The organism is Micromonospora sp. NPDC003241 (assembly GCF_053589795.1).
Map to the genome: position 1 here is coordinate 81,333 of NZ_JBSFSO010000010.1, position 23,958 is coordinate 105,290.

General features: G+C 72.4%; 20 protein-coding genes. 12 read left to right on the forward strand and 8 right to left on the reverse strand.

Going from position 1 to position 23,958, the window contains the following annotated elements; all coding sequences use genetic code 11:
- Positions 1–250 precede the first annotated feature (250 nt).
- Positions 251–3,619 carry an endo-1,4-beta-xylanase gene (locus ACWDVW_RS11245; protein ID WP_449946919.1) on the reverse strand — a complete coding sequence of 1,123 codons (3,369 nt, stop codon included), beginning with the start codon at positions 3,617–3,619 and terminating at the stop codon, positions 251–253.
- Positions 3,620–3,809: 190 nt separating this feature from the next.
- Positions 3,810–4,493: a Crp/Fnr family transcriptional regulator gene (locus ACWDVW_RS11250; RefSeq protein WP_449946921.1), complete on the reverse strand. Its 684-nt coding sequence runs from the start codon at positions 4,491–4,493 to the stop codon at positions 3,810–3,812.
- 59 nt (positions 4,494–4,552) lie between these two features.
- On the opposite strand from ACWDVW_RS11250, the gene ACWDVW_RS11255 reads away from it, so the two are divergent.
- The gene (locus tag ACWDVW_RS11255; protein WP_449946922.1) at positions 4,553–4,831 is read left to right on the forward strand and encodes a YciI family protein; all 279 of its coding nucleotides are present in this window, start codon (positions 4,553–4,555) and stop codon (positions 4,829–4,831) included.
- Between the two features lie 54 nt (positions 4,832–4,885).
- Here ACWDVW_RS11255 and ACWDVW_RS11260 read toward each other — a convergent pair whose 3' ends face one another.
- Both ACWDVW_RS11260 and ACWDVW_RS11265 read right to left on the reverse strand, forming a co-directional pair.
- Positions 4,886–5,470, reverse strand: coding sequence for a hypothetical protein (locus ACWDVW_RS11260; protein ID WP_449946924.1), 585 nt, complete (start codon positions 5,468–5,470; stop codon positions 4,886–4,888).
- Between the two features lie 363 nt (positions 5,471–5,833).
- The gene (locus tag ACWDVW_RS11265) at positions 5,834–6,409 is read right to left on the reverse strand and encodes a hypothetical protein (RefSeq protein WP_449946926.1); all 576 of its coding nucleotides are present in this window, start codon (positions 6,407–6,409) and stop codon (positions 5,834–5,836) included.
- Positions 6,410–6,752: 343 nt separating this feature from the next.
- Between ACWDVW_RS11265 and ACWDVW_RS11270 the strand changes: the two genes are divergently transcribed.
- The gene (locus ACWDVW_RS11270; protein ID WP_449946928.1) at positions 6,753–9,545 is read left to right on the forward strand and encodes an AfsR/SARP family transcriptional regulator; all 2,793 of its coding nucleotides are present in this window, start codon (positions 6,753–6,755) and stop codon (positions 9,543–9,545) included.
- On the opposite strand, the gene ACWDVW_RS11275 is transcribed toward ACWDVW_RS11270, so the two are convergent.
- Positions 9,542–10,432, reverse strand: a complete 891-nt coding sequence (locus ACWDVW_RS11275; protein WP_449946929.1) for an alpha/beta fold hydrolase — start codon at positions 10,430–10,432, stop codon at positions 9,542–9,544. The two genes, ACWDVW_RS11270 and ACWDVW_RS11275, sit on opposite strands and share 4 nt — an antisense overlap.
- A gap of 111 nt (positions 10,433–10,543) precedes the next feature.
- Between ACWDVW_RS11275 and ACWDVW_RS11280 the strand changes: the two genes are divergently transcribed.
- From ACWDVW_RS11280 to deoC, 10 genes are all read left to right on the forward strand, one after another.
- On the forward strand, positions 10,544–10,675 hold the full coding sequence (locus tag ACWDVW_RS11280) for a hypothetical protein (RefSeq protein WP_449946931.1): 132 nt from the start codon (positions 10,544–10,546) through the stop codon (positions 10,673–10,675).
- A 421-nt stretch (positions 10,676–11,096) separates the two neighbouring features.
- Positions 11,097–12,089: a glycoside hydrolase family 11 protein gene (locus tag ACWDVW_RS11285; RefSeq protein ID WP_449946933.1), complete on the forward strand. Its 993-nt coding sequence runs from the start codon at positions 11,097–11,099 to the stop codon at positions 12,087–12,089.
- Positions 12,090–12,248: 159 nt separating this feature from the next.
- On the forward strand, positions 12,249–13,253 hold the full coding sequence (locus tag ACWDVW_RS11290; protein WP_449946935.1) for a CPBP family intramembrane glutamic endopeptidase: 1,005 nt from the start codon (positions 12,249–12,251) through the stop codon (positions 13,251–13,253).
- Positions 13,254–13,435: 182 nt separating this feature from the next.
- Complete coding sequence (locus ACWDVW_RS11295) at positions 13,436–14,218, forward strand: GntR family transcriptional regulator (protein ID WP_350696967.1); 783 nt, start codon at positions 13,436–13,438, stop codon at positions 14,216–14,218.
- Between the two features lie 103 nt (positions 14,219–14,321).
- The gene (locus tag ACWDVW_RS11300; RefSeq protein WP_449946937.1) at positions 14,322–15,698 is read left to right on the forward strand and encodes an ABC transporter substrate-binding protein; all 1,377 of its coding nucleotides are present in this window, start codon (positions 14,322–14,324) and stop codon (positions 15,696–15,698) included.
- Between the two features lie 58 nt (positions 15,699–15,756).
- Positions 15,757–16,728: a carbohydrate ABC transporter permease gene (locus ACWDVW_RS11305; RefSeq protein ID WP_449946939.1), complete on the forward strand. Its 972-nt coding sequence runs from the start codon at positions 15,757–15,759 to the stop codon at positions 16,726–16,728.
- Complete coding sequence (locus tag ACWDVW_RS11310; protein ID WP_350696964.1) at positions 16,728–17,552, forward strand: carbohydrate ABC transporter permease; 825 nt, start codon at positions 16,728–16,730, stop codon at positions 17,550–17,552. Before ACWDVW_RS11305 ends, ACWDVW_RS11310 begins: the two co-directional genes overlap by 1 nt.
- Positions 17,549–19,024 carry a xylulokinase gene (locus ACWDVW_RS11315; RefSeq protein WP_449946941.1) on the forward strand — a complete coding sequence of 492 codons (1,476 nt, stop codon included), beginning with the start codon at positions 17,549–17,551 and terminating at the stop codon, positions 19,022–19,024. The genes ACWDVW_RS11310 and ACWDVW_RS11315 overlap by 4 nt, the downstream gene beginning before the upstream one ends.
- Before the next feature lie 56 nt (positions 19,025–19,080).
- Complete coding sequence (locus ACWDVW_RS11320) at positions 19,081–20,097, forward strand: zinc-binding dehydrogenase (RefSeq protein ID WP_449946943.1); 1,017 nt, start codon at positions 19,081–19,083, stop codon at positions 20,095–20,097.
- A gap of 128 nt (positions 20,098–20,225) precedes the next feature.
- Positions 20,226–20,936 (forward strand): deoxyribose-phosphate aldolase, encoded by a 711-nt coding sequence (deoC, locus tag ACWDVW_RS11325; RefSeq protein WP_449946945.1) that lies wholly within the window; start codon positions 20,226–20,228, stop codon positions 20,934–20,936.
- Between the two features lie 81 nt (positions 20,937–21,017).
- Here deoC and cobF read toward each other — a convergent pair whose 3' ends face one another.
- From cobF to cbiE, 3 genes are read right to left on the reverse strand one after another with little or no spacing between them, the layout of a single operon-like run.
- Positions 21,018–21,806 (reverse strand): precorrin-6A synthase (deacetylating), encoded by a 789-nt coding sequence (gene cobF, locus ACWDVW_RS11330; RefSeq protein ID WP_449946947.1) that lies wholly within the window; start codon positions 21,804–21,806, stop codon positions 21,018–21,020.
- Positions 21,803–22,573, reverse strand: coding sequence for a precorrin-4 C(11)-methyltransferase (gene cobM / locus ACWDVW_RS11335; protein ID WP_449946949.1), 771 nt, complete (start codon positions 22,571–22,573; stop codon positions 21,803–21,805). The genes cobF and cobM overlap by 4 nt, the downstream gene beginning before the upstream one ends.
- Positions 22,570–23,781 carry a precorrin-6y C5,15-methyltransferase (decarboxylating) subunit CbiE gene (gene cbiE / locus ACWDVW_RS11340; protein ID WP_449947114.1) on the reverse strand — a complete coding sequence of 404 codons (1,212 nt, stop codon included), beginning with the start codon at positions 23,779–23,781 and terminating at the stop codon, positions 22,570–22,572. Before cbiE ends, cobM begins: the two co-directional genes overlap by 4 nt.
- Positions 23,782–23,958: the final 177 nt, after the last annotated feature.

Sequence of the window (23,958 nt, forward strand, 5' to 3'; positions counted from 1 at the left end):
CTGCGACCTTCCTGGTCGGAAGGCTCCGCGGTGCGCTCATTCAACAAGGGGGCGTTTTCGCAGGTCAAGGGCGGTGAGCAAGTTCCGTCGTCTGTTCAGGGTCGGGCGCTCCCGGCTCCGTCGAATGTCCTACGTGGCCTGGGCTCCGCGCGGGTCGGTACACCTGGACACGGGAGTGGCGACCACCGCTTTCGCAGTGGCCGCCACTCGCCGGACCGGCCCGGGTCTCCGCCGGGGCCGGTGTCGGTTCCTACAGGTTGGCGCAGTATCCGACGCTGTGGGTGCTGGCGCCGGGCTTCAGGGTCCGGTTCCAGTCCACCCCGCTGATCCGGTAGCCACCGTCGGCCAGGCGTTCCCGGGTGAAGTTCCACGCGGTGTAGATGTCGCCCTCCAGGTCGACGATCGCGCTCCAGGCTACCGGCTTGTCGCCGGTGTTGGTGGCGGTGATCGTGGCGCAGTAACCCCCACCGCTGTCGGAGTTCCACCGGGCGACCCGGGTGAGCGTGACGGCCACGGTGGAGCCCTCGACCAGCCGGCCCACCCCCCAGCGGGCGGTGCTCTGGTAGCCGACGCCCTCCTGCTCGGCCCAGTTGCGGATCGACGTGCGCGTACCGCCGGAGGCGTCGTTGACCTGGAAGTCCAGGCCGTGGAACGTGTCGAGGCCGCCGTACTCCAGCAGGCTGATCGCGGCCTCGACGGTGTAGCCCGTCGGGGTCCGTACGGCCGCGCTGGTCAGCCGTCCCGCCTGGAACGCCTCGTCGCCGGTGCCGAACGACACGACGTTGTCGGCGTTGATCCGGATCTGGGTGTCGTCGTAGCGGTAGGAGCCGTTCTTGGCGTTGCCGGCGTCGACGTAGATCTCCACCGAGTCCTGGGTCCACGGGTCGGACCCGGAGACGTCCACCTCCGGGTCGGTGACCTCGGCCAGCACGTAGAGCGTCTGGTCCCGCCACAGCGTACGGACCTGCGCCACCGCCCCGTCGGTGCCGGAGACCTGCTTCGCCGTGGTCACCGTGCTCGCCTGGCTCCAGACCTCGTCCACCGTGCCGTCGACCACCGGCGCGCTGGGGGCCCGGCGCACCTCCAGGTACGACAGCTCCTCCACCAGGGTCAGCGTGCCCACCGCACCCGGGGTGTTCCAGCCGGAGGTGGTGCCGTCGTCGGTGACCCGGACGTCGAGCGAGAGCGTGTCCCCCCGGGTGGCCTCGGTCAGCGGCAGGTGGGCGACCAGGTGGTAGCCGCCGTCCCGGGCCGCCGCCACGGCCGGCACGTCACCGGTGCCGTCCCGCCGGACCCGGTAGGTCTCGCCGTCCAGGGCGAACTCGACCCGGTCGTCGGCGGAGACCGTGGCGTCGGTGACCGTGACGTACGCGGTGAGGTGGTCCGGTGCCCAGCGCAACTGGAACCGGGCCGCCTCCTCCACCGGGTGCAGCGGCAGCGTGCGCCAGGTCAGGTCCGTCGGGGCGGCGGCGGTCAGGGGCACGTCCCCGGCGAAGACGGTGGCGGTACGCAGCCGGGCGGGCAGCTCACCGTCGACCGCGCCGTGGTAGGCGGGCTTGGCGCGCAGGTTGTCGTCGAAGAGCAGCGGCGCGCCGTTGCCGGACCGCCAGGAACGCCCGTCGGTCAGCCCCCACACGGTGACGGCCAGCAGGTCGTCGGTGTGCTCCCGGAAGATCCGGAAGGCGTCCCGGTAGTAGTAGCCCTGCTCGATCAGGTTCGCCTGGGTGACCGGGGTGCCGGTGGTGACGTCGAGTTCGGTGACGGCCTGCGTCACCGGCAGGTCGGTGAACGCGTCCAGCGCCGCCTCCAGGCTGCTCACCGGCGTGGCCAGCGAGACGTGGAACTGGTGGCCCACCCCGTCGACGGGTACGCCCCGGGCGATCAGCCGCTCCACCAGCGCCTTGTAGCGGGCCTGCTTGCCGCTCTGCTCGGTGTTGTAGTCGTTGATGAACAGGGTGATCGGGTCGGTGCCGTCGACCGCGTACACGTCGTTGAACGCCTCGTCGGCGTACTCGAACGTCAGGTCGATGAAGGACTCGCCGAGGATCCGGTACCACTCGCTGCGGCGCAGGCCGTCGGCGTACTCGCCGCTGTCGCTGACCACCTCGTTGACCGCGTCGAAGGCGTAGAGCGGGTTGGTGGCGGAGCCGAAGGCGCCGTACCGCTCGCTCAGCGACCGGGCGACGGCGAAGATGTGCGTGCGCAGCCGCTCGCGCAGCACCTGCTGGTCGGCGGCGGACGTGCTCAGCGGCTGACCCGCCGAGTCCTGGAAGAACCAGGCCGGCGTCTGACTGTGCCAGACCAGCACGTGACCGTAGACCTTCAGGTCGTTGTCGCGGGCGAAGTCCATCATCGTCAGCGCCTGGTCGTGCGGGCGGAAGGTGCCCTCGTCGTCGTACCAGGCCTCCGGCTTCATGTGGTTCTCCGCCGTGATCTGGTTGAAGTGCCGGGTCAGCAGCTGCGCGGCGGCGCCCTCGGTCTCCCGGCCGTCGATCGCCACCCCGACCGGGAAGTCGGTGGTCTCGTGGATGCCGGTGAGGTCCTCCACCACCGGCGGCTCGGGCACCCGGACGACGATGTCGTCGGCGAGGAAGTCACTGGTGTTGCCGGGTACGTCCGCGCCCTGCCAGCGGGTCTCGAAGTACAGGTACGCGCTCTCCGCCGCCGGTACGGTGAAGCGGGCCGTCACCTGCGTCCACCCGGTGTTGGTGACGGTGGTGAACTGGGCCAGGGTCGCGAACGACTGGCTGCCGCCGCTGGTGCTGGCCAGGCTGAGCCAGACCTCGTCGGTCGGCTGGCCCTCGGCGAAGCGCAGCCAGGCGCTGAACTCGTAGGTCACGCCGGGCTCGACCAGCCCGGTCACGTCCCGGCCGAGCCCGGCGCCCTGGTTGACCCGGTCGCTGACCAGCGCCGCCGCCTCCCCGCCGTGCGCGACGTCGGTCAGCGTGACGCTCGGGGCGCCCGGACCGCCGTCGCGCGGCCCCCAACCGTCCAACCCGTCCTCGAAGTCGGTGTCGACGACCACGGTGCCCGGCGCCGGTCCGGTCCCGCCGTCCGGCGCGGTGATCAGCACGTCGTCCACCAGGAACGGGGTGGTCCCCTCCGCCTCGACATAGAGGGTGGCCGCGCTGAGCCCGGTGGGCAGCGTGTAGTCGCCGCCGATCCGCACCCACTCGCCCGCCGTGGCGGGCACGCTGTCGCCGATCCAGGTGTACGTGTTGTCACCGCCGGCGGCGGGCGTCGACTCCACGGTGAAGTGCACCCCGGCGGTGCCCTCGGTGCCGGCCGGGAGTTTCACCCAGGCGCTGACCGAGTAGCGCGTACCGGGGGTGAACAGGGCGGTGGCGCTGGTCGCCGGGCCCTGCCAGTCGGCCGTACGCCCGGTGACCGAGAGGCTGTTGTCGCTGTCGTGGCCCTCGGCCGCGATGGCGAGGGTGACGTCGCCCCGAGCCCCCCACGGAGCGTACGAGCCGGACTCGAAGTCGGAGGAGAGGATGGTCTGCGCGGCGGCGGCCGGACCGGGTGCGACGGCTACGGCCGCGACGAGTGTCGTGGTGCAGAGGACGGCGAGAAGTCGCGATCGCTGTCGCGATCGGCGGGAGGATTTCCAGAGGCGCATCGGTGATCCCTTTACGCGATTGTGGCTGGTGGCGGGGTGCTTCGCTGGAGGCGTACCGGATGCATCCAAGCGCGTGCATGTTATGTCGGGCCGATTGTCGTGACCAGAACTTCCGGAAACTTTCGGAAAAGGGAGCGGTGGCGATCGGCCTGACGGAGGTTGACAGCGATGTGTTAGGAGGGGTCCCTTCCTATGCACGAGGCGTTAGGAGGGGACCCTTCCTTGCATCAGTGAGCCGTCGGGGGTCCATCACCACGACGGCGCCGGGTTCGACCCGGATGGCACCCGCCTCGACCAGGACCCGCAGCGCCCGGTTGACGGTGACCCGGGACAGCCCGACCTCCTCGCCGAGCCCCTGCTGGGCGCCGGGCAGGTCGATCCGGCTGCCCGGCGCGGGCCGGTGCTCGGCGATCCAGTCCGCGATCCGGGCCACCGGCTGCGGCGCGGCGCGGCGGACCCGGTCCCGGCGGTCCCGGTTGACCTGCCCGGACAGGTGCCGCAGCACGTGGTCGCGCAGTGCCGGCACCTCGTCGATGAGAGCCCGGAGGGCGTCCGCCGGCAGGAACCGGATCCGGCATCGCGTCACCGCCGTCCAGGTGGCGGTGTGCGGTCCACCGTGCAGTGTGGCGGCCTTGTCCACCACGCAGGGGCCGGTCGCCGTGGCGAAGCGGACCCGTGTCCCGTGGCGGGTGTCGTACCCGGCGACCAGGGTGCCTCGCTCCGCGACGATCAGGTGCCCGGCCGGGTCGCCGCACCGAGCCAGGACGGTGCCGGCCGGCACCTCGCGCGGCGGGCACTGGGCGGCGAGCCGCGCGATGCGGTCGGCGTCGAGCATCGAGAACAACGGCACCGCCGACAGGTTCCCGATGGCCACGTTCCGCAGAGTATCCCGCGATACAGCCGACCGTCGGTCCGGTCCGTAGCGTCCCCGCCGTGATCTGTGTGGAACTCTCCTTCACCGCCGACCCGGCCCGCCTGGCGGCGCGCCCCGACCACCGGCAACGCCTGCGCGCCTGGCACGACCAGGGCGTGTTGCTCCTCGCCGGCCCCTGGGACGACGACTCCGGCGCACTGCTGGTCTTCGCCGCCGAGGCCGCGACGGTGCGCCGGCTGATGGCCGAGGACCCGTACTTCACCACCCCGGGCGTCCGCGTCGTGTCGCTGCGCGCCTGGCGCCCGGTGGTGGGCTCGGACCGGCCGGGCACGCTCTGACCCACGGCAGCGGCGCGCCGCCGTGGGCGGGGCCGCCGCATCAGCCGGTACGGGTCACAGCCCGGCCGCCGCGTCGTACCGGCGACGCAGGTCGGCCATCTCCCCGGGCTCGAGCGCCTCCTTCTGCGCCAGGTCGGCGTACTTCGCCGGGAACATCTGCCGCAGCCGGTCGATGAAGATGACGTCCTCGGTCGCCTCGACCACCTGGATGCCGGGTGGGTTGGTGGAGCGGTCCATGATGACCGGACCGGCCAGCTTGACCGCCCAGTCCCAGGTGCGCTTCTCCTCGGCCACCCCGCAGAGGTGGAAGCCGTAGACGGTCCGGACGTCGGCGATCGAGGTCACCTCGGCCGGCTCGAAGCCGTACACGTGGACTCCGCAGACCACCGCCGGTGGCGTCTCCTGCCCGTCGGCCGCCTGCTGGGGCGCGTGGCCGGCGTGGTTGTGCTGCCCCGGGTCCGCCTGTTCCAGCGTGGCGCGCATCCAGGTCATGAGCTGCCCGCGCAGGTCCGTCGGCTTCGTGTCCGTCTCGGCGGCGCTGACCAGTGCCACCGCGGTGGCCGAGACGGTCAGCACGATCACCGCCACCCATACGAAGCGGTTCCGGTACCACCCCGCCACACTCTGTCGGGAAATCATGACTGCTTCTCACCTCGTCGCCGGTTCTGGTGCGTCGGCAGATCGCGTCGGACGCCCCCGACATCTCCGGCCGCGACGCCTCGCGGACTCGTACCGGGGGACACACGTTCGGCGGGGACACCTACCCGGAGATGTGCCCGTCGTCGTGGTGATGGCCTGGCGATGCGGCGCGCGACCGTCTGCCGATGCGGCGCGCTGCCGACATAGCGCTGCTCCCGTGCGCTGGCCGTTCCCAGCGCGTTTGCCCCCGCGCTGCGGCGATATGAGCCATTCCAGCACGCCCGGACCCGGTCCGGCAACATCGACCGTCACCGAGGTCCGACCATGCCCCGGGTCCCGCCCCGGTCAAGGTGCCGAGTTCGGCTACCGGCCGTTGCCGCGCGGGACCGGGTGACCGAAGGCCAGGGCCAGGAACGGCCGCGCCGCCAGGCCGTCCCACCCGCCGGACGACGTCGCCGCGTGCGGGTTGCGGAACAGGTGACCACCGAGGCCCGACCGCATCGCCAGCAGGTACGCCGCGTGCAGGCTGGCACCGGTCCGCAACAGCAGGTCGAGGTGGTCGTCGATGTCCGGCCCGGTTCGCGCGGCGCCCCGGATCCACACCGGCGCCACCACGCACGGTGCGGTGGCCGAGGCACTGGAGGCCAGCGCGGCCATCGCCTCGGCCGCCGGCAGCCCCGCCAGCGGGACCAACTCGCCGTCGCGGTATTCGTGGACGCCCGGAGCGGTGTCGCCGACCGCGCGGGCGAACACCAGCCAGCGTGCGGTGTGGACGTCGTCCGGTGTGACCGGCAGCCCGGCGTCGGCCCCCGCCTGGCAGACCCGCAGCACGTCGGGACGGGGCAGGGGATCGGTGACGAAACGAAGGACCGGCTGTCGGGTCCGCAGGAGGTGCTCCAGGTCCTCGGTACGTGGCCGGGGCGGCAGGGTCCTGCTCATCGTCACCTCCGCAGGGATCGAGACGCGGATCCGCCGGCACCGGTCGGAGCGTGGCACGGGCGAGGCGTTCCGGTCCGGACCGTCGGCCATCCCGACGCCGACGGGTCCCGGACCAGAACGCTTGCTGGTGTGTCCAGAGGCACCCCGTGGACGCTTCTGGACCCACCGATTGAAAGATCGTTGATTCGGCGGCCGATGGTACGGTTTCCGGCGTATCCGTCGCGCACAATTGGCGTACAAACGAATTGTGCGCGACTACCGTCGATCGGTCGGTCCGGCTGTGCGGCGACGCGGTTCGGATGGGGTGCGGTCCAATGGCTCAGGCCGTCGGCTGAGGTGACTGATGCTTCTCCGGTTCGACCTTCTCGGCCCGTTGTCGGTGTCCCGGGACGGGCATCCCGTCGACCTCGGCTCGGTCAAACAACGGCTGCTGCTGGCCCTGCTGCTGACCCGCCCCGGCGAGGCCGTGTCCGCCGACGAGTTGGTCACCGTGCTCTGGGGCGACCAGCCGCCGGCCTCCGCAGGTGCGAACATCCGCACCTATGTGCGCGGGCTGCGGCAGGCGATCGACTGCGACGGCCGGATCGTCACCACCACCGGGGGCTACCTGCTGCGGGTGGAGCCGGACGAGCGCGACCTGGACCGCTTCGACGCCGCCGCGGCACGCGGGCGCACCGCCGCGACCTGCGGTGATCCGGTACGCGCCGAGGCCGAACTGGCGCAGGCGCTGGCGCTGTGGCGCGGCCCCGTCCTGGCCGGGCTGCCGCTGCCCCGGGCGCTGTCGCGCTGGGTGGGGCAGGTGGCCGAGCGGCGCCTGCTGGCCGAGGAGGACCACGCCGGCACCCAACTCGCGCTCGGTGCGGCGGCGCAGGTGATCCCGCGACTGCGGGCCCTGCTCGAACGGCATCCGTTGCGGCAGCGCGCCTGGGCGCACCTGATGACGGGCCTCTATCACAGCGGGGACGCGGCCGGGGCCACGGCGGCCTTCCGGCAGGCCCGGCAGGTGCTCGCCGAGGAGACCGGGATGGACCCGGGGCCCGAGCTGACCCGCCTGTACGACGACATCCTGCACCACCGCTGCCCGCCGCCCGGCCCGCCGCCGCCTGCCGAACCCGCGCCCGTCGCCGGTACCCGCCCGGCGCAGTTGCCGCTCACCACGCCGGACTTCGTCGGCCGGCGGGAGCAACTCGCCCGCCTCGACGCGGTCGTCGGGCACCCGGCCGGCGGACCGACCTCCGTGGTCGTCACGGTGGTGTGCGGGATGGCCGGCGTCGGCAAGACCACCCTGGCGCTGCACTGGGCGCACCGGGTCGCCGACCGTTTCCCCGACGGGCAGCTCTACGTCAACCTGCGCGGCTACGACGAGGGCGAGACGGTCTCCCCGGCCGACGCCCTGCTCGGCTTCCTGGAGGCGCTGGACGTACCGCTGGCCCGCATACCCAGCAGCCAGCACGCCCGCACCGGGCTGTACCGCAGCCTGCTGGCCGACCGCGAGATGCTCATCGTGCTGGACAACGCCCGCGACGCCGACCAGGTGCGCCCGCTCCTGCCGGGCGCGGGCCGCTGCGCCGTCGTGGTGACCAGTCGGGACCAGCTCAGCACGCTGGTCGCCGCCGAGGGCGCCCGACTGCTGACCCTCGACGTGCTGACCGACACCGAGTCGACGCACCTGCTGCGCAGCCGGGTCGACGGCAGCCGCCTGGACGCCGAGCCGGCCGCCGTGGCCGAGATGATCGAGGCAGCCGGCCGGCTGCCGCTCGCGCTTTCCATCGTGGCGGCCCGGGTGGCCACCCGACCGACGTTCCCGCTGGAGGCGGTCGTCGCCGAGCTGCGGGCGCCGGAGACCCGGCTCGCGATGCTCGCCGAGGGTGACGTCCGGCGGGTGTTCTCCTGGTCGTACGAGGCGTTGAGTCCGGACGCGGCACGCCTGTTCCGCCTGCTCGGCCTGCACCCGGGGCCGGAACTGAGCGGCTCCGCCGCCGCCGCGCTGCTCGGCTGGCCGCGTGTCGCGGTCGCCCCGGTGCTCACCGAGCTGACCCGGCTGCACCTGCTGACCGAGCACCGCCCCGACCGGTACGCCTTCCACGACCTGCTGCGCTCGTACGCCGCCGAGCTGGCCCAGGCGGACGAGCCGGTCGACCAGCGGTGGGCCGCCCACCGCCGGCTGTACGACCACTACCTGCACAGCGCCGAACCGGCCGGTCGCCTGGTGCAGCCGCAGTGGCCGCCGGTGACCGCGCTCCCGGCGCTGCCCGGCAACGTCCGCGTGCCGATGGTCGACCAGGACGCCGCGCTGGCCTGGTTCACCGCCGAACGGCACGTGCTGCTCCGGGTGATCCGGCAGGCCACCGCCACCGGCTTCGACGCGTACGCGTGGCGTTTGGCCTGGGCGTTGACCACCTTCCTCGCGCCGGGTGGGCTCTGGCAGGACCAGTCGACCGCCCAGGAGGCCGCGCTGGAGTCGGCGGAACGTCTCGGTGACCTGGAGGCGCAGGCCACCGCCAACCGCCTGCTCGGCCGGGCCGCCTACCGCCTGGGCGAGTACGACACCGCGGGCGAGCGCCTCCAGCGGGCGATCACGCTCTACGAGAAGCTCGGCGACCAGGACGGCCTGGCGCAGACGCTGCACAACTACACCGAGCACTGCTTCGTGCTCGGCCGACGGGACGAGGCGTTGACGCACGCCCACGAGGCGTTGCGGCTCTACCGGCTCGGCGGTAACCGGGCGGGCGAGGGGCGGGCGCTGAACGCGATCGGCTACCTCCACGCCGTGCTGGGCAACCACCGGCAGGCGATCGCGGACTGCACCGAGGCGCTCGCCCAGCAACGGCTGATCGACGACCGCAACGGACAGGCGGCGACGCTGGACAGCCTGGGCTTCGCCTACCACGGACTGGGGGAGTACCAGTCGGCGGTGAGCTGCTACGAGCAGTCCATCGAGTTGTTCCGCGACTCCGCCGACCGCTACCACCAGGCGGAGACCCTCACCCGCCTCGGCGACACCTGCGTCGCCATGGACGACCTCGACGGTGCGGTGGCGGCCTGGCGACTGGCCGCCGCCATCTTCGACGACCTGGGCGACCCGGCCGCCGAGGGTGCCCGCCGCCGACTCGCCGAGGTAGGACGCTCCGGCTAGGCGGCACCCGCCGGTCGGCCGAGGAAGCGGTGCAGGGCCTCGGTCAGCCCGACCGGGTTCTCCTCGGCCACGTGGTGACCGGACTCGATCGGGTGCCCGCGCAGGTCGTCGGCCCAGGGACGCCACACGGCGAGCGGGTCGCCGTACAGGTCGGCCAGGTCGTCGCGGGTCGTCCAGAGCAGCAGCGTGGGGCAGCGGACGGTACGCCCCGCGCGCCGGTCGGCCTCCTCGTGCGCGCGGTCGACGCCGAGGCCGGCCCGGTAGTCCTCCAGCATCGCCCGGATCGTGGCCGGGTCGTGGACGGCCCGCCGGAACTCCCGGTGGTTCTCGGCGCCCATGCTCTCCGGCCGGGCCTTGTCGCCGTACCAGGCGTCGGGGTCGGCGCCGATGACGCGTTCCGGGGTGTCCGGCTGGGCGAAGAAGAACCAGTGGTACCACCGCCGGGCGAAGGTCGCGTCGCAGCGGGCGAGGGCCTCGCTGATCGGTACGCCGTCGACGACCACCAGCCGGTCGACCGCGTCGGGGTGGTCCAGGGCCAGGCGGAGCGCCACGTAGCAGCCCCGGTCGTGGCCCACGGCGGCGAACGTCGGATGGCCCAGCGCCCGCATCAACCGGACCATGTCCCCGGCGACCGCGCGTTTGGACTGCTGGGAGTGGTCGGGCCGGATCGGTGCCGTGCCGGACTGTCCGTAGCCGCGCATGTCCGGGCAGACGACGGTGTACCCGAGGTCTACCAGGCGCGGGGCCACCCGGTGCCAGGTCGCCCCGGTCCGGGGGTGCCCGTGGACCAGCAGGACCGGCGGCCCGTGCCCGCCGTGCCGTACCCGCAACTCCACGTCCCCGACGTCGATCCGTTCGTCGGTGAATCCCTCGAACATGCGCGACATGTACCCCGATCGTCGCCCGGTCAACAGCGACGCGACCCGGGGTCGGCGGAAGCCCTGCCGTACTAGCTATGCACGCTGGTGCTGGTCCGGATCCGCCACGTCGATGCCTTCGTGGACCGTCACGGGTGGGCCGCGAGCGGCAGCGGAGCACGGCGTCAGGCACCGGTGGTCACGGTGCACGACGCGGCGTCGCACGCGATGTGCTGGATCGGCTCGGCGCTCGGTGGCGGCCGGACCCGGTGAGCGCCCGTCGGTGCCGGTCGTCGTCCGGAAGGCCACTGGAAGTTCCGATGGCAGAGGTCGGGCGTGTCCGGGGCGACACCGATAGTTGCGGTGGTTGTCGTCCGAGGTGACGCGCTCACAACGCGGTTGAACAGGATCAACATCGCGAGGGTCGGCTGCTCCGGCCCGCCGGAGATGTCGGGAGTGTTTCCGGAAGTTGTTGACGTGTCCAGGGAAATCGGCCAATACTGATGGCCATCGACGCAGCTCGATCGTCGTCGACTCGCCACCAGTTCCGCCGGTCACCGTGCGGCACGACCGGTACCCCACCACCACCGAATGCGCTACACGCCGACCGTCGACGGCGGTCGCCCGGGCCGCCGAGCGGCGGTCGGCGCGTAGTGCACTGCTGGCCTCCGGCCAGCCGTCCCGAGGAGGAAGCATGCCCGACGGCCTCGTGCAACCGAGACGCCGCAGACGCCTCCGGTCGCTCATCGGCGCGGCCTGTGCCGTGGCGCTGATCACGACCGGAACCGTGGCGGTCGCCACAGGCCCCGCCCACGCCCAGACCGTGACGTCCAACCAGGAGGGGAACCACAACGGGTACTTCTTCTCCTTCTGGAAGGACAGCGGCAACGTCTCCATGACGATGGGGAACGGCGGCCAGTACAGCACCCAGTGGAGCAACGTCAACAACTTCGTCGCCGGTAAGGGCTGGAACCCGGGTACGCGGCGCAACGTGACCTACTCGGGCACCTTCAGCCCGAACGGCAACTCGTACCTGACCCTGTACGGCTGGACCCGCAGCCCGTTGGTCGAGTACTACATCGTGGACAGTTGGGGCAGCTGGCGTCCGCCGGGCGCCAACTCCATGGGCACGATCAACACCGACGGCGGTACGTACGACATCTATCGCACCCAGCGGGTCAACCAGCCGTCGATCGACGGCACGCAGACCTTCTACCAGTACTGGAGCGTCCGGACGTCGAAGCGGGTGGGCGGCACCATCACCACCGGCAACCACTTCGACGCGTGGGCCAGCCGGGGCATGAACCTGGGCAACCACTACTACCAGATCATGGCCACCGAGGGGTACCAGAGCAGCGGTAGCTCCAACATCACGGTGAACAGTGGGGGCACCACCAACCCCACCACCCCGCCGCCCGGCAGCGGCGGCTGCTCGGTCAGCGTGAGTCGGGCCGACGAGTGGAGCGACCGGTTCAACGTGAACTTCTCGGTCAGCGGCAGCAACAACTGGACCGTCTCCATCCGCACCAACGGCAGCCAGAGCCTGCAGAACAGCTGGAACGCCTCGGTCAGCGGCTCCAGTGGCACGCTCACCGCCCGGCCGAACGGCAACGGCAACAACTTCGGCATCACGCTCTACAAGAACGGCAACAACACCACGCCGACCGCGAGTTGCTCCGCGAGCTGACGTGATCGATCGGGACGGGGTGTCGGCTGACCGCCGGCACCCCGTTCGCCGTCCCGTCCCGCCGTCCGTCCACTGCGGAGCGGTACGACTTTCGACATACGACCCGATCATGCCGATGGCCGACGCGACGGGTCGCGGCCGTGCGACACCCTTGTCGGCATGACGAGTTCGACCACCGGTCTGCCACCCACCCACGACCACCACCCGGCCCCTTCGCCGCCGGCGCAGCCGTGGCAGGCCGCACCGGGGCGGCTGCGGACCGCGCCGGCCGGTACCCCGTACCACCGGCTCGCCCGCACCTCCGCGCACCGCTGGTGGCGCCCGCTGGTCGGCACCCTGCTGGTGCTGGTGGCCGGGCTCGTGCTGACCCTCGTGGTCATCGCGCCGTACCTGGTGGCGGCCGAGCTGACCGGGCAGCCGGCCGACGCGGACGGTCTCGCCTCCTTCGGGCCGCTGGCCGAGATGGCGTTGTCGCTGGTGTCGCTGGCGGTGCTGATCCCGGTCGTGCTGCTGGCCGCGTGGTGGGTGCAGGCCCGTCCGGCCGGCTCGGTCTCCTCGGTGACCGGTCGGCTGCGGTGGCGCTGGCTGGGCCTCTGTCTGCTGCTGTCGGTGCCGGCGGTCACGTTGATGCTGGGTGGACTGGTCGGGCTGCTGGTGGCCACCGGTGACTGGACCGACGCCGACACCGCCGAGATCGGCTGGGTCGGGCTGCGCACCTTCGCGATCAGCGCGGTGGTCCTGCTGTCGCTGGTGCCGTTCCAGGCCGCCGCCGAGGAGTACGTCTGCCGGGGCTGGCTGCTCCAGGCGGTCGGCGCGTACGTGCGCAGCCCGTGGATCGCGATCGTGCCGCAGGCGCTGGTCTTCGCCGCGGCGCACGGTTGGGGCACCCGCTGGGGTTTCGCCGACCTGGTGCTGTTCGGCGTGGTGACGGGCTGGTTGACGGTCCGCACCGGTGGACTGGAGGCGGCCATCGGCCTGCACGTGGTCAACAACGCCATCGCTCTGGTGATGGCGGCGGCCCTCGGCGGGCTGGACAGTGACACCACTGCGGCGGACGCGCCCTGGCAGGCGCTGGCCGTGAACCTGTTCGTGGTGGTGGGCTACGCCGTGGTGGTGGACCGGCTGGCCGCCCGTCGGCGGGTGGCGGTGACCGTGCCCGCCTGACCGTCGCGCCGCACGCCGGGTGTCCACCGAATCCGCGCGGTGGACACCCGGCGTCGATTCGTCGGCCGGGCTGCGTCAAGTTTCCTCAGGTCAGGGGCTTGACCACGTGATCGTTCGGCCCTATGTTCAGTGATGTCCACAGACTAATGCGGACATCACTGAACAAGCGACGAGGAGCAGGCGTGGCGACGACCCAGGAACTGAACCCCGCCGCCCTCAGGGCACTCACCCGACAGGTCTCGCCCGCCGAGGCCGAGGCGCTGCACGAGCAGATCTCACAACTCATGCGGCAGCGCATCGAGTCGGGGGAGTGGCCGGAACACCTGAAGCTCCCCGCCGAACCCGAGTTGGCCGCCGCGCTGAACGTATCCCGGGGCACGGTCCGCCGGGCCATCCGTACGCTGATCGAGGCCGGCCTGCTCAAGCAGACCCGGGGCAAGGGCACCTTCGTCCGGGGACAGATGCTGGAGCAGGAGTTCGCCCAGGAGCTGATCTCCACCGCGCAGAGCCTGGACCGCGAGGGCGTCGAGTACCACACGCAGGTGCTCTCCGCCCGCGTCGTGCAGGCCCCCTCGCACATCGCCGCCCACCTCGGCCTGCGTGCCGACGACCTCAGCGTGTTGGCCATCCGCCGGACCCGATCGGTCGGCGGCGAGGTGGTCTATCTGCTGGACAACTACCTGCCCACCGCCCTGTGTCCGGACCTGTCACCGCAGGTCCTCCAGGAACGGTCGCTGTTCGGCGTGCTCGAACACGACTACGGCGTGACCGTCGACTCGGTCCGGCGTACCTTCTCCGCGATACTTCCCGACGACGACGTCAGCACCGCGATGTCGCTGCGTCCCGGGGTCCCCGTCCTCTATCTCGAGCAGATCTCCTACCAGGCCAACGGAAACTCGGTCGAGTACTCCGACGTCTGGGTGCGCGGCGACCGCGTACGGATCTCCTCCTGGATCAAGCGGTAGGACGCCCCGTCCCACCACGTCCTTCCCCCTCCACACCCCACCCCCACTCGTGCCGACGGTGGTTCGCCACCGCCGTCGTCGCACGCTGCCCTGAGGAGACATCATGCGCAACGAGGCTCCCTTCCGGCTGTCCAGGCGCGGCCTGCTGACCGGCGTGCTCGGGATCGGTGGCGCCGTGGCGCTCGGCGCCTGCGCCGGCCGCGAGGGCGAGACCGGCACCGCGGACGCCGCAGCGGCCGGCGCTACCTTCGACGGCTCCGGCATGTCCTGGGACCGTTTCAAGGGCGAGACGCTCAACCTGCTGCTCTGCGAGCACTGGTGGACCTCCGCGGTCAGCAAGCGCTTCGCCGAGTTCGAGGCACTGACCGGTATGACGCTCAAGGCCAACACGCTCTCCGAGGACAGCTACTACCAGCAGGCCCTGGTGGCCCTCTCCTCCGGCGCCACCACCTACGACGCCCTGATGGTCGGCAACCTGCAGGCCGGGCAGTACATGAACGCGGGCTGGCTGGAACCGCTCGACGCGTACTTCGGTGGTGGCGACCTGGTCAACACCGGCTGGTTCGACCCGAACGACTTCTTCGAGCCGGCCCGCCGGGCCAGCAGCCTCAACGGTGAGCTGATGGCGTTGCCGCTCTCCGCCGAGGCCGGCGTGGTGATCTATCGCAAGGACCTGGCGTCGCAGGCCGGGATCACCGGCTTCCCCACCCAGGAGAGCCTGGTCGACGCCAGCGCGAAGCTCGCCGCGAGCATGGAGCGCCCGTTCGCCGGGCGCGGTCGACGTGGACTCGACATCGTCTGGACCTGGACGAACTACTTCCTCACCCAGGGCGGCGAGTTCTATGCCGGCAACACCCCGGCGGTGGACAGCCCCGAGGCGGTCGCGGCGACCGAACTGTACGTGCAGCAACTGCTCAACCGGTACGGCCCGAAGGGCGCGTCCAACATGAGCTGGCTGGAGGCCACCGGCTCGGTCAACGAGGGCCGGGCGGCTCTCTACACCGACGCCAGCGGACTGCTGTCGGTGGTGCTGGACAAGAGCAGCAGCCAGCACACCGACCAGATCGCGGTGTCCCGCTGGCCCGGCAGCGCGTCCGCCCCGGCCGCACCGAACTACTGGTACTGGATGGCCGGCATCCCGAAGGCGTCGCGCAAGAAGGAGCAGGCGGCGCTCTTCTACGCCTGGGCGATGAGCAAGGAGACCGCCACCGCGGTCAGCGCCGAGTCGGGCAGCCCGTCGGCCCGCGAGTCGGTCTGGTCGAACGAGGACTTCCTCTCCTTCTATCCGGGCGACATGTCGCAGGAGATCGTCGCCAACCTCCAGGCCGTACAGCCGGAGCGGGTGCCGTACGCCCGGCCGACCTTCCCGAGCGAGGCCGACGCGCTCTCCCTCGAACTGATCAAGGTGCTGGTGGACGGCAAGGACCCGAAGCGGGCCATGTCGGACGCGGCGGCGGCGATGGCCCGGGCCGGCCGATGACGTCCCGCCCCACTTCCGTGGACGACTGCCGGAGCAGTCCAGGCCGAACGAGGTTGTGATGTCCGCAGATCGAACAGCCGTGCTCGCGCGGCAGGCCGCCGACCCGACGCCGCCGACGCGTCCGGGCACCACCGGCGGCCCGCCGCGCCGCCCCCGCGAGGACCGGGGCCGGCGACTCTTCCTCGTCGGCATGCTCGCGCCGATGACGGTGCTGCTGCTCGCGTTCACCCTCTATCCGTTCGTGTCGGTGCTGGTCGGGTCGTTGCGACGCAACGACCTGACCCGCCCGGACGAGCAGGGGTTCGCCGGCCTGGCCAACTTCGCCGACGCGCTCTCCGAGCCCGGTCTGCTGCGGGCGGTGCTGCTCACCGTCGGCATGGTGCTGGTCGCGGTGGTCGCCGAGTTCGCCCTGGGTACGCTCGCCGCCTCGCTGCTCTGGCGGCCACTGCGCGGCAGCCGGCTCTACCTGGCCCTGCTGGTGCTGCCCTTCGGCGCCACCCCGGTGGCGGCGTACCTGTCCTGGCGGTTGATGCTCAACCCGGACGGTGGGCAGATCAACGCGACCCTGGGTGCGCTCGGGCTGCCCACACCGGGCTGGACGTCCGAGCCGATGCTGGCCGTGGTGGCCCTCGTGGTGGTCGACATCTGGCAGTGGGCGCCGTTCATCACGCTGGTCATGCTCGCCGGGCTCAAGTCGTTGCCGGACGAGACGTTCGAGGCGGGTGCCCTGGACGGCGCGAACGCCGTGCAGCGGCTGGTCCGCATCGCGCTGCCGATGCTCAAGCCGCTGGTGGCCTTCGTCGTGACGATCCGCGCGATCGACGCGATCCGCACCTTCGACTCGATCTGGATCATCACCGGGGGAGGGCCGGGCGCGGCGACCGAGACGCTCGTCGTGCGCATCTACCGGACCGCCTTCAACGACCTGCACATCGGCGAGGCGTCCGCGCTCGGCCTGCTGCTGCTCGTCGTCCTCTTCATCCTCGGCAAGCGGTTCGCCGCGCCCGCGCTGCAACGGTTGGAGCACTAGTGCACGAGACGCGCAAAGGCCGGGTCCTGCGGACCGTGGCGATCTGGGGCCTCATCCTCTGGTCGGTCCTGCCGTTCGCCTTCATGCTCCGCGTCGGCTTCGCCGCACCCAGCGACATCCGTGGCGGTGCGCCGGACTGGCTGGCCCCGCTCTACATGTTCAACTTCGTCGACCTGTTCGGCGACGCGGATTTCATGTCGGCGATCGGCCGCTCCGTCCTGGTCGCCGTGGTGTCCTCGGCGATCGCCATCGCCGCCGCCACCCCGGCCGCGTACGCCTGCGCCCGGATGAAGTTCCGGGGCCGCGCCGACTTCGAGTTTTGGGTGCTGTCCACCCGGATGCTCCCCGCGGTCGTCGTGGTCATCCCGTACTTCGTGCTGTTCCGCCAGCTCGGCGGCATCGACACGGTGTGGGCGCTGACCGTGATGCACACGGTGGTCAACCTCGCGGTGACGTTCTTCCTGCTGCGCAGCTTCTTCGCCGACCTACCGGCGGCGGTCTTCGAGGCCGCCGACCTGGACGGCTGCTCGGAGACCCGGAAGTTCGTCAGCGTGGCGTGGCCGATGGTGCGCAACGGCGTCGCCGCGGCGGCGGTGCTGAACTTCATCTTCTCCTGGAACGAGTTCGTCTTCGCGCTGACCCTGGCCAGCGGCGAGGCGAAGACGGTCTCGGTGGCGATGCTCGGGTTCATGCAGTTCCAGTCGGTGGCGATCGGTCCGATGATGGCCGCCGGGACGCTGGCCGTGCTGCCCGTGGCCGTCGTGCTCTTCGTGTCGCAGAAGCAACTCGTCACCGGCATGAGCTTCGGGGCGGTGAAGGGATGACCGACGTCGTGTGTGTGGTGGACGCCGGCACCACCGGGATCCGCTGCGCCCTGGTCGACGAGCGGGGCGAGGTGCACGGTCAGCACAGCCGGGAACTGGCCGTCGACCATCCGCAGCCGGGCCGGGCGGAGCAGTCCCTGCCGGCGATCTGGGAGGTGACCGTAGGGGAGCTGCGCGCCGTGCGGGCCATGGCCGACCAGGCCGGGCACCGGGTGGTCGCGCTGACGCTGGCCACCCAGCGCGCCTCCGTCGCCGGCCTCGACGCCGACCTGCGGCCGGTGACCCCGCTGGTGCTCTGGATGGACCAGCGGGGCGCCAGCGAGCTGGACGCCCTGCGGGCGGCCGTCGACCCGGACACCTACAGCCGGGTGTCGGGCATGCCGTTGAGCACCATGCCGGCCCTGGCCACCCTGGTCTGGCTCCGGGCACACGCCCCCGAGGCGTACGCCGCGTCGGCCGTCTTCGTCGGCGTCCAGGAGTGGCTGCTGACGCGGTTGACCGGCGGCCGACCGCAGGTCGACCGCAGTTGCGCCTCCTGGTACGGCCTGCTCGACCTGCACGCCGGACGGTGGAGCGAGGACCTGCTGGCCGCCTTCGACCTCGACGGCGACCGCCTGCCCGAGCTGCGCGCGGCCACCGACGTCGCCGGTGCCCTGGGCGACGAGATCGCCGAGGAGACCGGCCTGCCGCGTGGGCTGCCCGTCTACGTCGGCGGCGGCGACCAACAGTGCTCGGCGGCCGGTGGCGGCGGAGTCCGTCCCGGCGCCGCCACCGTCAACCTCGGCACCTCGGCGACGATGGTCTTCCCGGCCGCCGTCGGCGACGTCGCCGACCCCGCCGGGTTCGTCCGCGCCGCCCACGTCGTCGAGGGCTGCGTCTCGGTCGAGGGCACCATCCCGGCCTGCGGGTCGGCCCTGCGCTGGCTGCGGGAACTGCTGCGCTACGGCGACGACGACCCGGCGTACGAGCGGATGTCGGCCGACGCCCGGCAGGTCGAACCCGGCGCGCGCGGCCTGCTCTTCGCGCCCACCATGGCCGGCGTCGGCACCCCGCACTGGACGGCGGCCGGCGGCCGGATCGACGGCCTCGACTTCACCCACGGACCGGGCGCCCTCGTCCGGGCCACCATGGAGGGCATCGCCCTCCAGGTCCGTGACGTGCTGCGACACCTGCCGCCGGAGCTGGCCGGACCGACGTTGACCGCGATCGGCGGCGGTGCCCGCTCGGACGTCTTCGGCCAGATCCTGGCCGACGTCACCGGCCGCGCCATCGAGGTACCGACGGGCGACCCGCAGGCTGCACCGCTGCGCGGTGCCGCCCTCACCGCCTGGGTGGGCCTCGGCCGGTACCCGGACCTGGCGCACGCCGCCGGGTCCCGGCCCGCCGCCCGCCGCCACCTGCCCGATCCCACCACCGTCCCTGTCTACGACGCCCTGTACCGCCGGTACCTCGACCTGGCGGACCTGGCGTGACACGCGACATCCGAGGAGAACGCGAGATGGAAGCCCACCCCACGGAAGAACCGTCGATGCGGGCACTGATGCTGACCGGCGACCGCACCTCGGTCGTACGCAGTGTGCCGCGCCCGGTGCCGGCCCACGACGAGGTGCTGGTACGCGTGACGTCGTCGGCGGTCTGCGGCAGCGACCTGCCGCACTACCGCAAGCCGGCGGCGGAACTCGACAACCGCCTGCACACGGTGCCCGGCCACGAGGCGGTGGGCGTGATCGCCACGGCCGCCGCCTCCGGCGCCGGACCGGCCGAGGGCACCCGGGTCATCGTCTACCAGCACTCCGGCTGCGACGAGTGCGTCTTCTGCCGCAGCGGCGAACCGATGTTCTGCGCCGACCGCCGGACGCTCGGCAACCACCGGGGCGGCGCCGACGCGGAGTACGTCACCGCTCCGGCGACCGGCGTCCTGCCGGTGCCCGACGACGTCGGCGACGGGCTGGCGACGCTGATCGCCTGCAACTTCGGCACCGCGTACTCGGCGGTCCGCAAGTCCGGCGTCGGCGTCGGCGACCGGGTCGCCGTGTTCGGCCTCGGGCCGGTCGGCTGCAGCGTGGTGGCCCTCGCGGTGGCCGCCGGGGCCGAGGTCTACGCCCTCGACCCCATCGAGGGGCGGCGGGACCTGGCCAAGACGCTCGGGGCGGTGGTCGTCGACCCGCGCGGGCAGGACCCGGTCGCCACCGTCGCGGCGGTCACCGAGGGCCGTGGGCCGGAGATCGTCTTCGAGTGTTCGGCGAACCCGGCCGCGCAGGCGCAGGTGATGAAGCTGGCCCGGCCGCACGGCACGGTGGTGCTGCTGGGCGCGAACAACAGCATGGAGATCGACCCCGGCGTGGACGTGATCCGCAAGGAGTTGCGGGTGCTCGGTAGCTGGGTCTTCACCCAGCCGGAGTTCCCGGCCGTGCTCCGGGCCGCCCGTGGCCTGCCCGCGCTCGCGCACCTGCTCGCCCCGCCCTTCCCCGCCGACCAGGCGGCCGAGGCGCTGGCCGCGGCCGACGCCGGCCACGTCGGGAAGGTGTTGATCGACTGGTCGTGACCCGACCGAGCGGTGTGCCGCTCCCGTTCACCCGGTCCTTGACCATCCCCAGATCCGCCACTGCGGCGGCCGAGGCGCGCGACGCCGGCCGCCGGGTGCCGCACGTCCGCACAAAGGAGATTCCCGCCATGACGTCCGCCACGACGGCCCTGCCGGCCGACCTGACCCCGGCCGCCCTCGCGCCGTACATCCAGCACACCCTGATCGAGGTGGGCACCACCCGGGACCGCATGATCAAGCACGCCGAGGAGGCGCTCGCGCACGGCTTCAACGCGGCGATGGTGCCGGGTTCCTGGGTGCCGGTCGTCGCCGAGGTGCTGCGCGGCACCGACGTGCAGGTGGCCTCCGCCCTGGACTTCCCGACCGTCGGCGTGACCACCAGCGCCGGCAAGGCGTTCGAGGCGGAGAGCCTGGTCCGCGCCGGTGCCGCCCAGATCGACATCGGCGTGCAGGTCGGCTGGCTCAAGAGCGGCATGTACGACGAGTTCCGCGAGGACATCGCCGGTGTCGTCCGCGCCTCCGGCGTGCCGATCAAGGTGATGCTCGAACTGCCGCTGCTGACCGCCGCCGAGCGGGAGACCGCCGTCGAACTCTCCATCGAGGCCGGTGCGGCGTACCTGAAGAACGCCAGCAGCGGCACTGTCGAGGTCGCCAACCCGGAAAGCATCGGCTACCTGGTGTCCCGGGCCGCCGGCCGGAGCCGGGTCAAGGCGTCCGGCAGCATCAAGTCCTACCCGCAGGCCGTCGCGTTGCTGCGGGCCGGCGCCGAACTGCTCGGCACCAGCGCCGGCATCGCGATCGTCACGGACACCGCCACCGCCACGACGGTCAGCTACTGACCCGCCGGTGACGACGTGACCGCCCGGGCGTGGGTCGGCGAGAGGCACCCTCGCACCCGCGTCCGGGCCCGTCGTGTGTCGTCACGCCTCGTCGACGGGGTCCCGGCGCCGCAGCAGGTACGTGTCCATGATCCAGCCCTTGCGACCGCGGGCCGCCCGCCGGGTCGCCACGATCCGATCGGCCACCTCCGACAGCCGTCCCGCGACGAGGATCTCGTCGGCGGTGCCCAGGTAGGCGCCCCAGAAGATGTCGAGGTCCTCGTCCAGGTAGTGGGTGAAGGAGCAGTTCGCGTCCAGCATCACCACGATGTCGTCGACGTCTGCGGGCAACCGCTCGGCCAGCCGACGGCCGGTGGTGACCAGGAACGCCCGACCCACCCGGTTGAGCCCGATGCGGTGCCGTGCGGCCAGCGTCGCCACGCTGCTGACCCCCGGGATCACCGTGTGCTCCAGCGCGACCCGCCCGCGCGCCTGGATCTCCTCCACCACCGCCAGGGTGCTGTCATAGAGAGCCGGGTCGCCCCAGACCAGGAACGCGCCGCAGCCCCCGTCGGGCAGGTGCGCGGCGACGGCCTCCTCCAGCAGGTCGGCGCGGTGCCGCCGCCACTGGTCCACCGCCGTGACGTACCCGTCTGCGGTCCGGTCCCGGTCCGGGTCGCGCACCTCGACCACCCGGTGCTCGGGCCGGGCGAAACGGGCCAGCAACTCCTGCCGCAACGCGATCAGGTCGTGCTTCTCCGCACCCTTGTCCAGCAGGAAGAACACGTCGGCCCGGCGCATCGCCTCGGCTGCGGCCAGGGTGAGCTGACCCGGGTCGCCCGCCCCGATGCCGATCACCAGGATCGTCCGCACCGTGCTCACCCCGCTCATCCCGCCGACCCGGTCGGACGCTTGGCGCTGCGGTCCCGGCCGGGGGAGTAGAGGTAACTGTCCGGAAAGGAGTCGGCGGCCAGCGCGGCACCGACGATGATCACCGCGGTCCGGCGGATGCCGTGCGCCTCCACCTGGTCGGCGATGTCGGCCAGGGTGCCGCGCAGCACGACCTCGTCGGGTCGGCTGGCGTTGGCCACCACGGCCACCGGGCAGTCCGACCCGTAGTGCCCGACCAGTTCCCCGGCGATCTGCCGGGTCCGCGCCACCGCCAGGTGCAGCACCAGCGTGGCGCGGCTGCGGCCCAGCTCGGCCAGGGTCTCCCCGGGCGGCATCGGCGTCGACCGGGCCTGGGTGCGGGTGAGGATCACCGTCTGCCCGACGGTCGGCACGGTCAGCTCCCGGCGCAACGTGGCCGCCGCCGCCGCGTACGACGGCACGCCCGGCACGATCTCGTACGGCACCCCGGCCGCGTCCAGCCGCCGGGTCTGCTCGGCGACCGCGCTGAACACGGCCGGGTCACCGGAGCAGAGGCGGGCCACGTCGTGCCCGTCGCGGTGCGCCTCGACCATCGCCGCGACGATCTCGTCCAACGTCAGCTCGGCGGTGTCCACCAGCCGCGCGTCGGGCGGACAGGTGGCGAGGAGGTCGGCGGGTACCAGGCTGCCGGCGTACAGGCAGACCTGGGCGCGGGCCAGGACGCGCTGCCCGCGTACGGTGATCAGGTCGGCGGCGCCCGGTCCGGCGCCGATGAAGTGCACTGTCATGGCTTGCTCACCGCCCACTGCACCAGCGCGCGGGCGGGTTTCCACCCGGTGAAACCGCCCAGCGGCTCGGCGCGTTCGATCGACAACCGGGTCAGGTCCCCACCGTGCCGGGCCATCTGGTCGGTGAGTTCGCGTTCGCCCTCCAGGGTGACCGCGTGGGCGACGAGTCGCCCGCCGGGCCGCAGCGCGTCCCAGGCCACGTCGAAGACCCCCGGCGCGGTCAGCCCGCCGCCGACGAACACCGCGTCGGGTGCGGGCAGGTCGGCGAGGGCCTGCGGCGCCCGGCCCCGGACCACCCGCAACCGGGGTACGCCCAGATCGCGCGCGTTGGCGACGATCCGGTCGGCGCGGTCGTCGCGGCTCTCCACCGCCACCGCCGACGTGCTGGGGTCGCTGCGCAACCACTCGACGGCCACGCTGCCGCTGCCGGCGCCGACGTCCCAGAGCAGGTCGTCGCAGGTGGGACCGAGACGGGACAGAGCCAAGGCGCGAGCCTCTCGTTTGGTCAGGGCACCGTCGTGTGCGAAGGCGTCGTCGGGCAGACCGGGCACGGTGGACAGCACCCGGGTGCCGGGCGCGGCGGCGACCCGCACCGCGACCACGTTCAGCGGTGCGCCGGGTGGGGCGGACCACTGCCCGGCCCGGCCGTCGACGCGCTGCTCCGTGTCGGCGTCGAGCGCGGCCAGCACGGTCAGCTCGCTGTCGGCGTACCCGGCGTCGGTGAGCAGCCGGGCCAGCGCGGCGGGGGTGGCGGCGTCGGTGCTGAGCACCAGCAGCAGTCGGCCCGGGGCGAGGTCGCGGCGGACCTCGTCCAGGTCACGGCCGACCGCGCTGCGGACGGTGACCCGCTCCACCGGCCAGCCCATCCGCGCGCACGCCAACACGATCGAGGAGGGATGGCTGACCACGCGCACCCGGTCGGCGCCGAGCAGCCGGACCAGGTGCGTGCCGATGCCGAACCACATCGGGTCGCCGCTGGCCAGTACGCAGATCCGCCGGTCGGCGTGCGTCGCGAGCAGGTCGGGCAGGGCCGGCAGCAGCGGCGTCGGCCAGGCGACCCGCTGCGCCGACACGCTGTCCGGCAGCAGGTCCAGGTGCCGCCGGCCGCCCAGCACGACCTCTGCCTGCCGCACCGCGTCGCGTCCACGCTCGCCGAGCCCCGCCCAGCCGTCCGCGCCGACGCCGACCACGGCGACCGGGGATGTCATGGACCTCACGCGGCGCAACGGTAGTCCAGCAATCCGCGACCCTGCCGCCCCGGGGGGTCGGTGTGACATCATCGGCGACGACGGCGCGGTGGGGAACACCGGTGAGTCGGCCCGAGTCGGGTCGGCGAATCCGGGGCGGTCCCGCCACTGTGACCGGTCCGGCCCCGCGCCGGCCAC

Bases quoted from the DNA above. Each gene is read 5' to 3' on its own strand.
- ACWDVW_RS11285 (WP_449946933.1), top strand. From the start codon at position 11,097: ATGCCCGACGGCCTCGTGCAACCGAGACGCCGCAGACGCCTCCGGTCG.
- ACWDVW_RS11245 (WP_449946919.1), bottom strand. From the start codon at position 3,619: ATGCGCCTCTGGAAATCCTCCCGCCGATCGCGACAGCGATCGCGACTT.
- ACWDVW_RS11315 (WP_449946941.1), top strand. From the start codon at position 17,549: ATGACCGACGTCGTGTGTGTGGTGGACGCCGGCACCACCGGGATCCGC.
- ACWDVW_RS11290 (WP_449946935.1), top strand. From the start codon at position 12,249: ATGACGAGTTCGACCACCGGTCTGCCACCCACCCACGACCACCACCCG.
- ACWDVW_RS11305 (WP_449946939.1), top strand. From the start codon at position 15,757: ATGTCCGCAGATCGAACAGCCGTGCTCGCGCGGCAGGCCGCCGACCCG.
- cobF (WP_449946947.1), bottom strand. From the start codon at position 21,806: ATGAGCGGGGTGAGCACGGTGCGGACGATCCTGGTGATCGGCATCGGG.
- cbiE (WP_449947114.1), bottom strand. From the start codon at position 23,781: ATGACATCCCCGGTCGCCGTGGTCGGCGTCGGCGCGGACGGCTGGGCG.
- cobM (WP_449946949.1), bottom strand. From the start codon at position 22,573: ATGACAGTGCACTTCATCGGCGCCGGACCGGGCGCCGCCGACCTGATC.
- ACWDVW_RS11265 (WP_449946926.1), bottom strand. From the start codon at position 6,409: ATGAGCAGGACCCTGCCGCCCCGGCCACGTACCGAGGACCTGGAGCAC.
- ACWDVW_RS11320 (WP_449946943.1), top strand. From the start codon at position 19,081: ATGCGGGCACTGATGCTGACCGGCGACCGCACCTCGGTCGTACGCAGT.
- ACWDVW_RS11260 (WP_449946924.1), bottom strand. From the start codon at position 5,470: ATGATTTCCCGACAGAGTGTGGCGGGGTGGTACCGGAACCGCTTCGTA.
- ACWDVW_RS11300 (WP_449946937.1), top strand. From the start codon at position 14,322: ATGCGCAACGAGGCTCCCTTCCGGCTGTCCAGGCGCGGCCTGCTGACC.
- ACWDVW_RS11275 (WP_449946929.1), bottom strand. From the start codon at position 10,432: ATGTCGCGCATGTTCGAGGGATTCACCGACGAACGGATCGACGTCGGG.
- deoC (WP_449946945.1), top strand. From the start codon at position 20,226: ATGACGTCCGCCACGACGGCCCTGCCGGCCGACCTGACCCCGGCCGCC.
- ACWDVW_RS11270 (WP_449946928.1), top strand. From the start codon at position 6,753: ATGCTTCTCCGGTTCGACCTTCTCGGCCCGTTGTCGGTGTCCCGGGAC.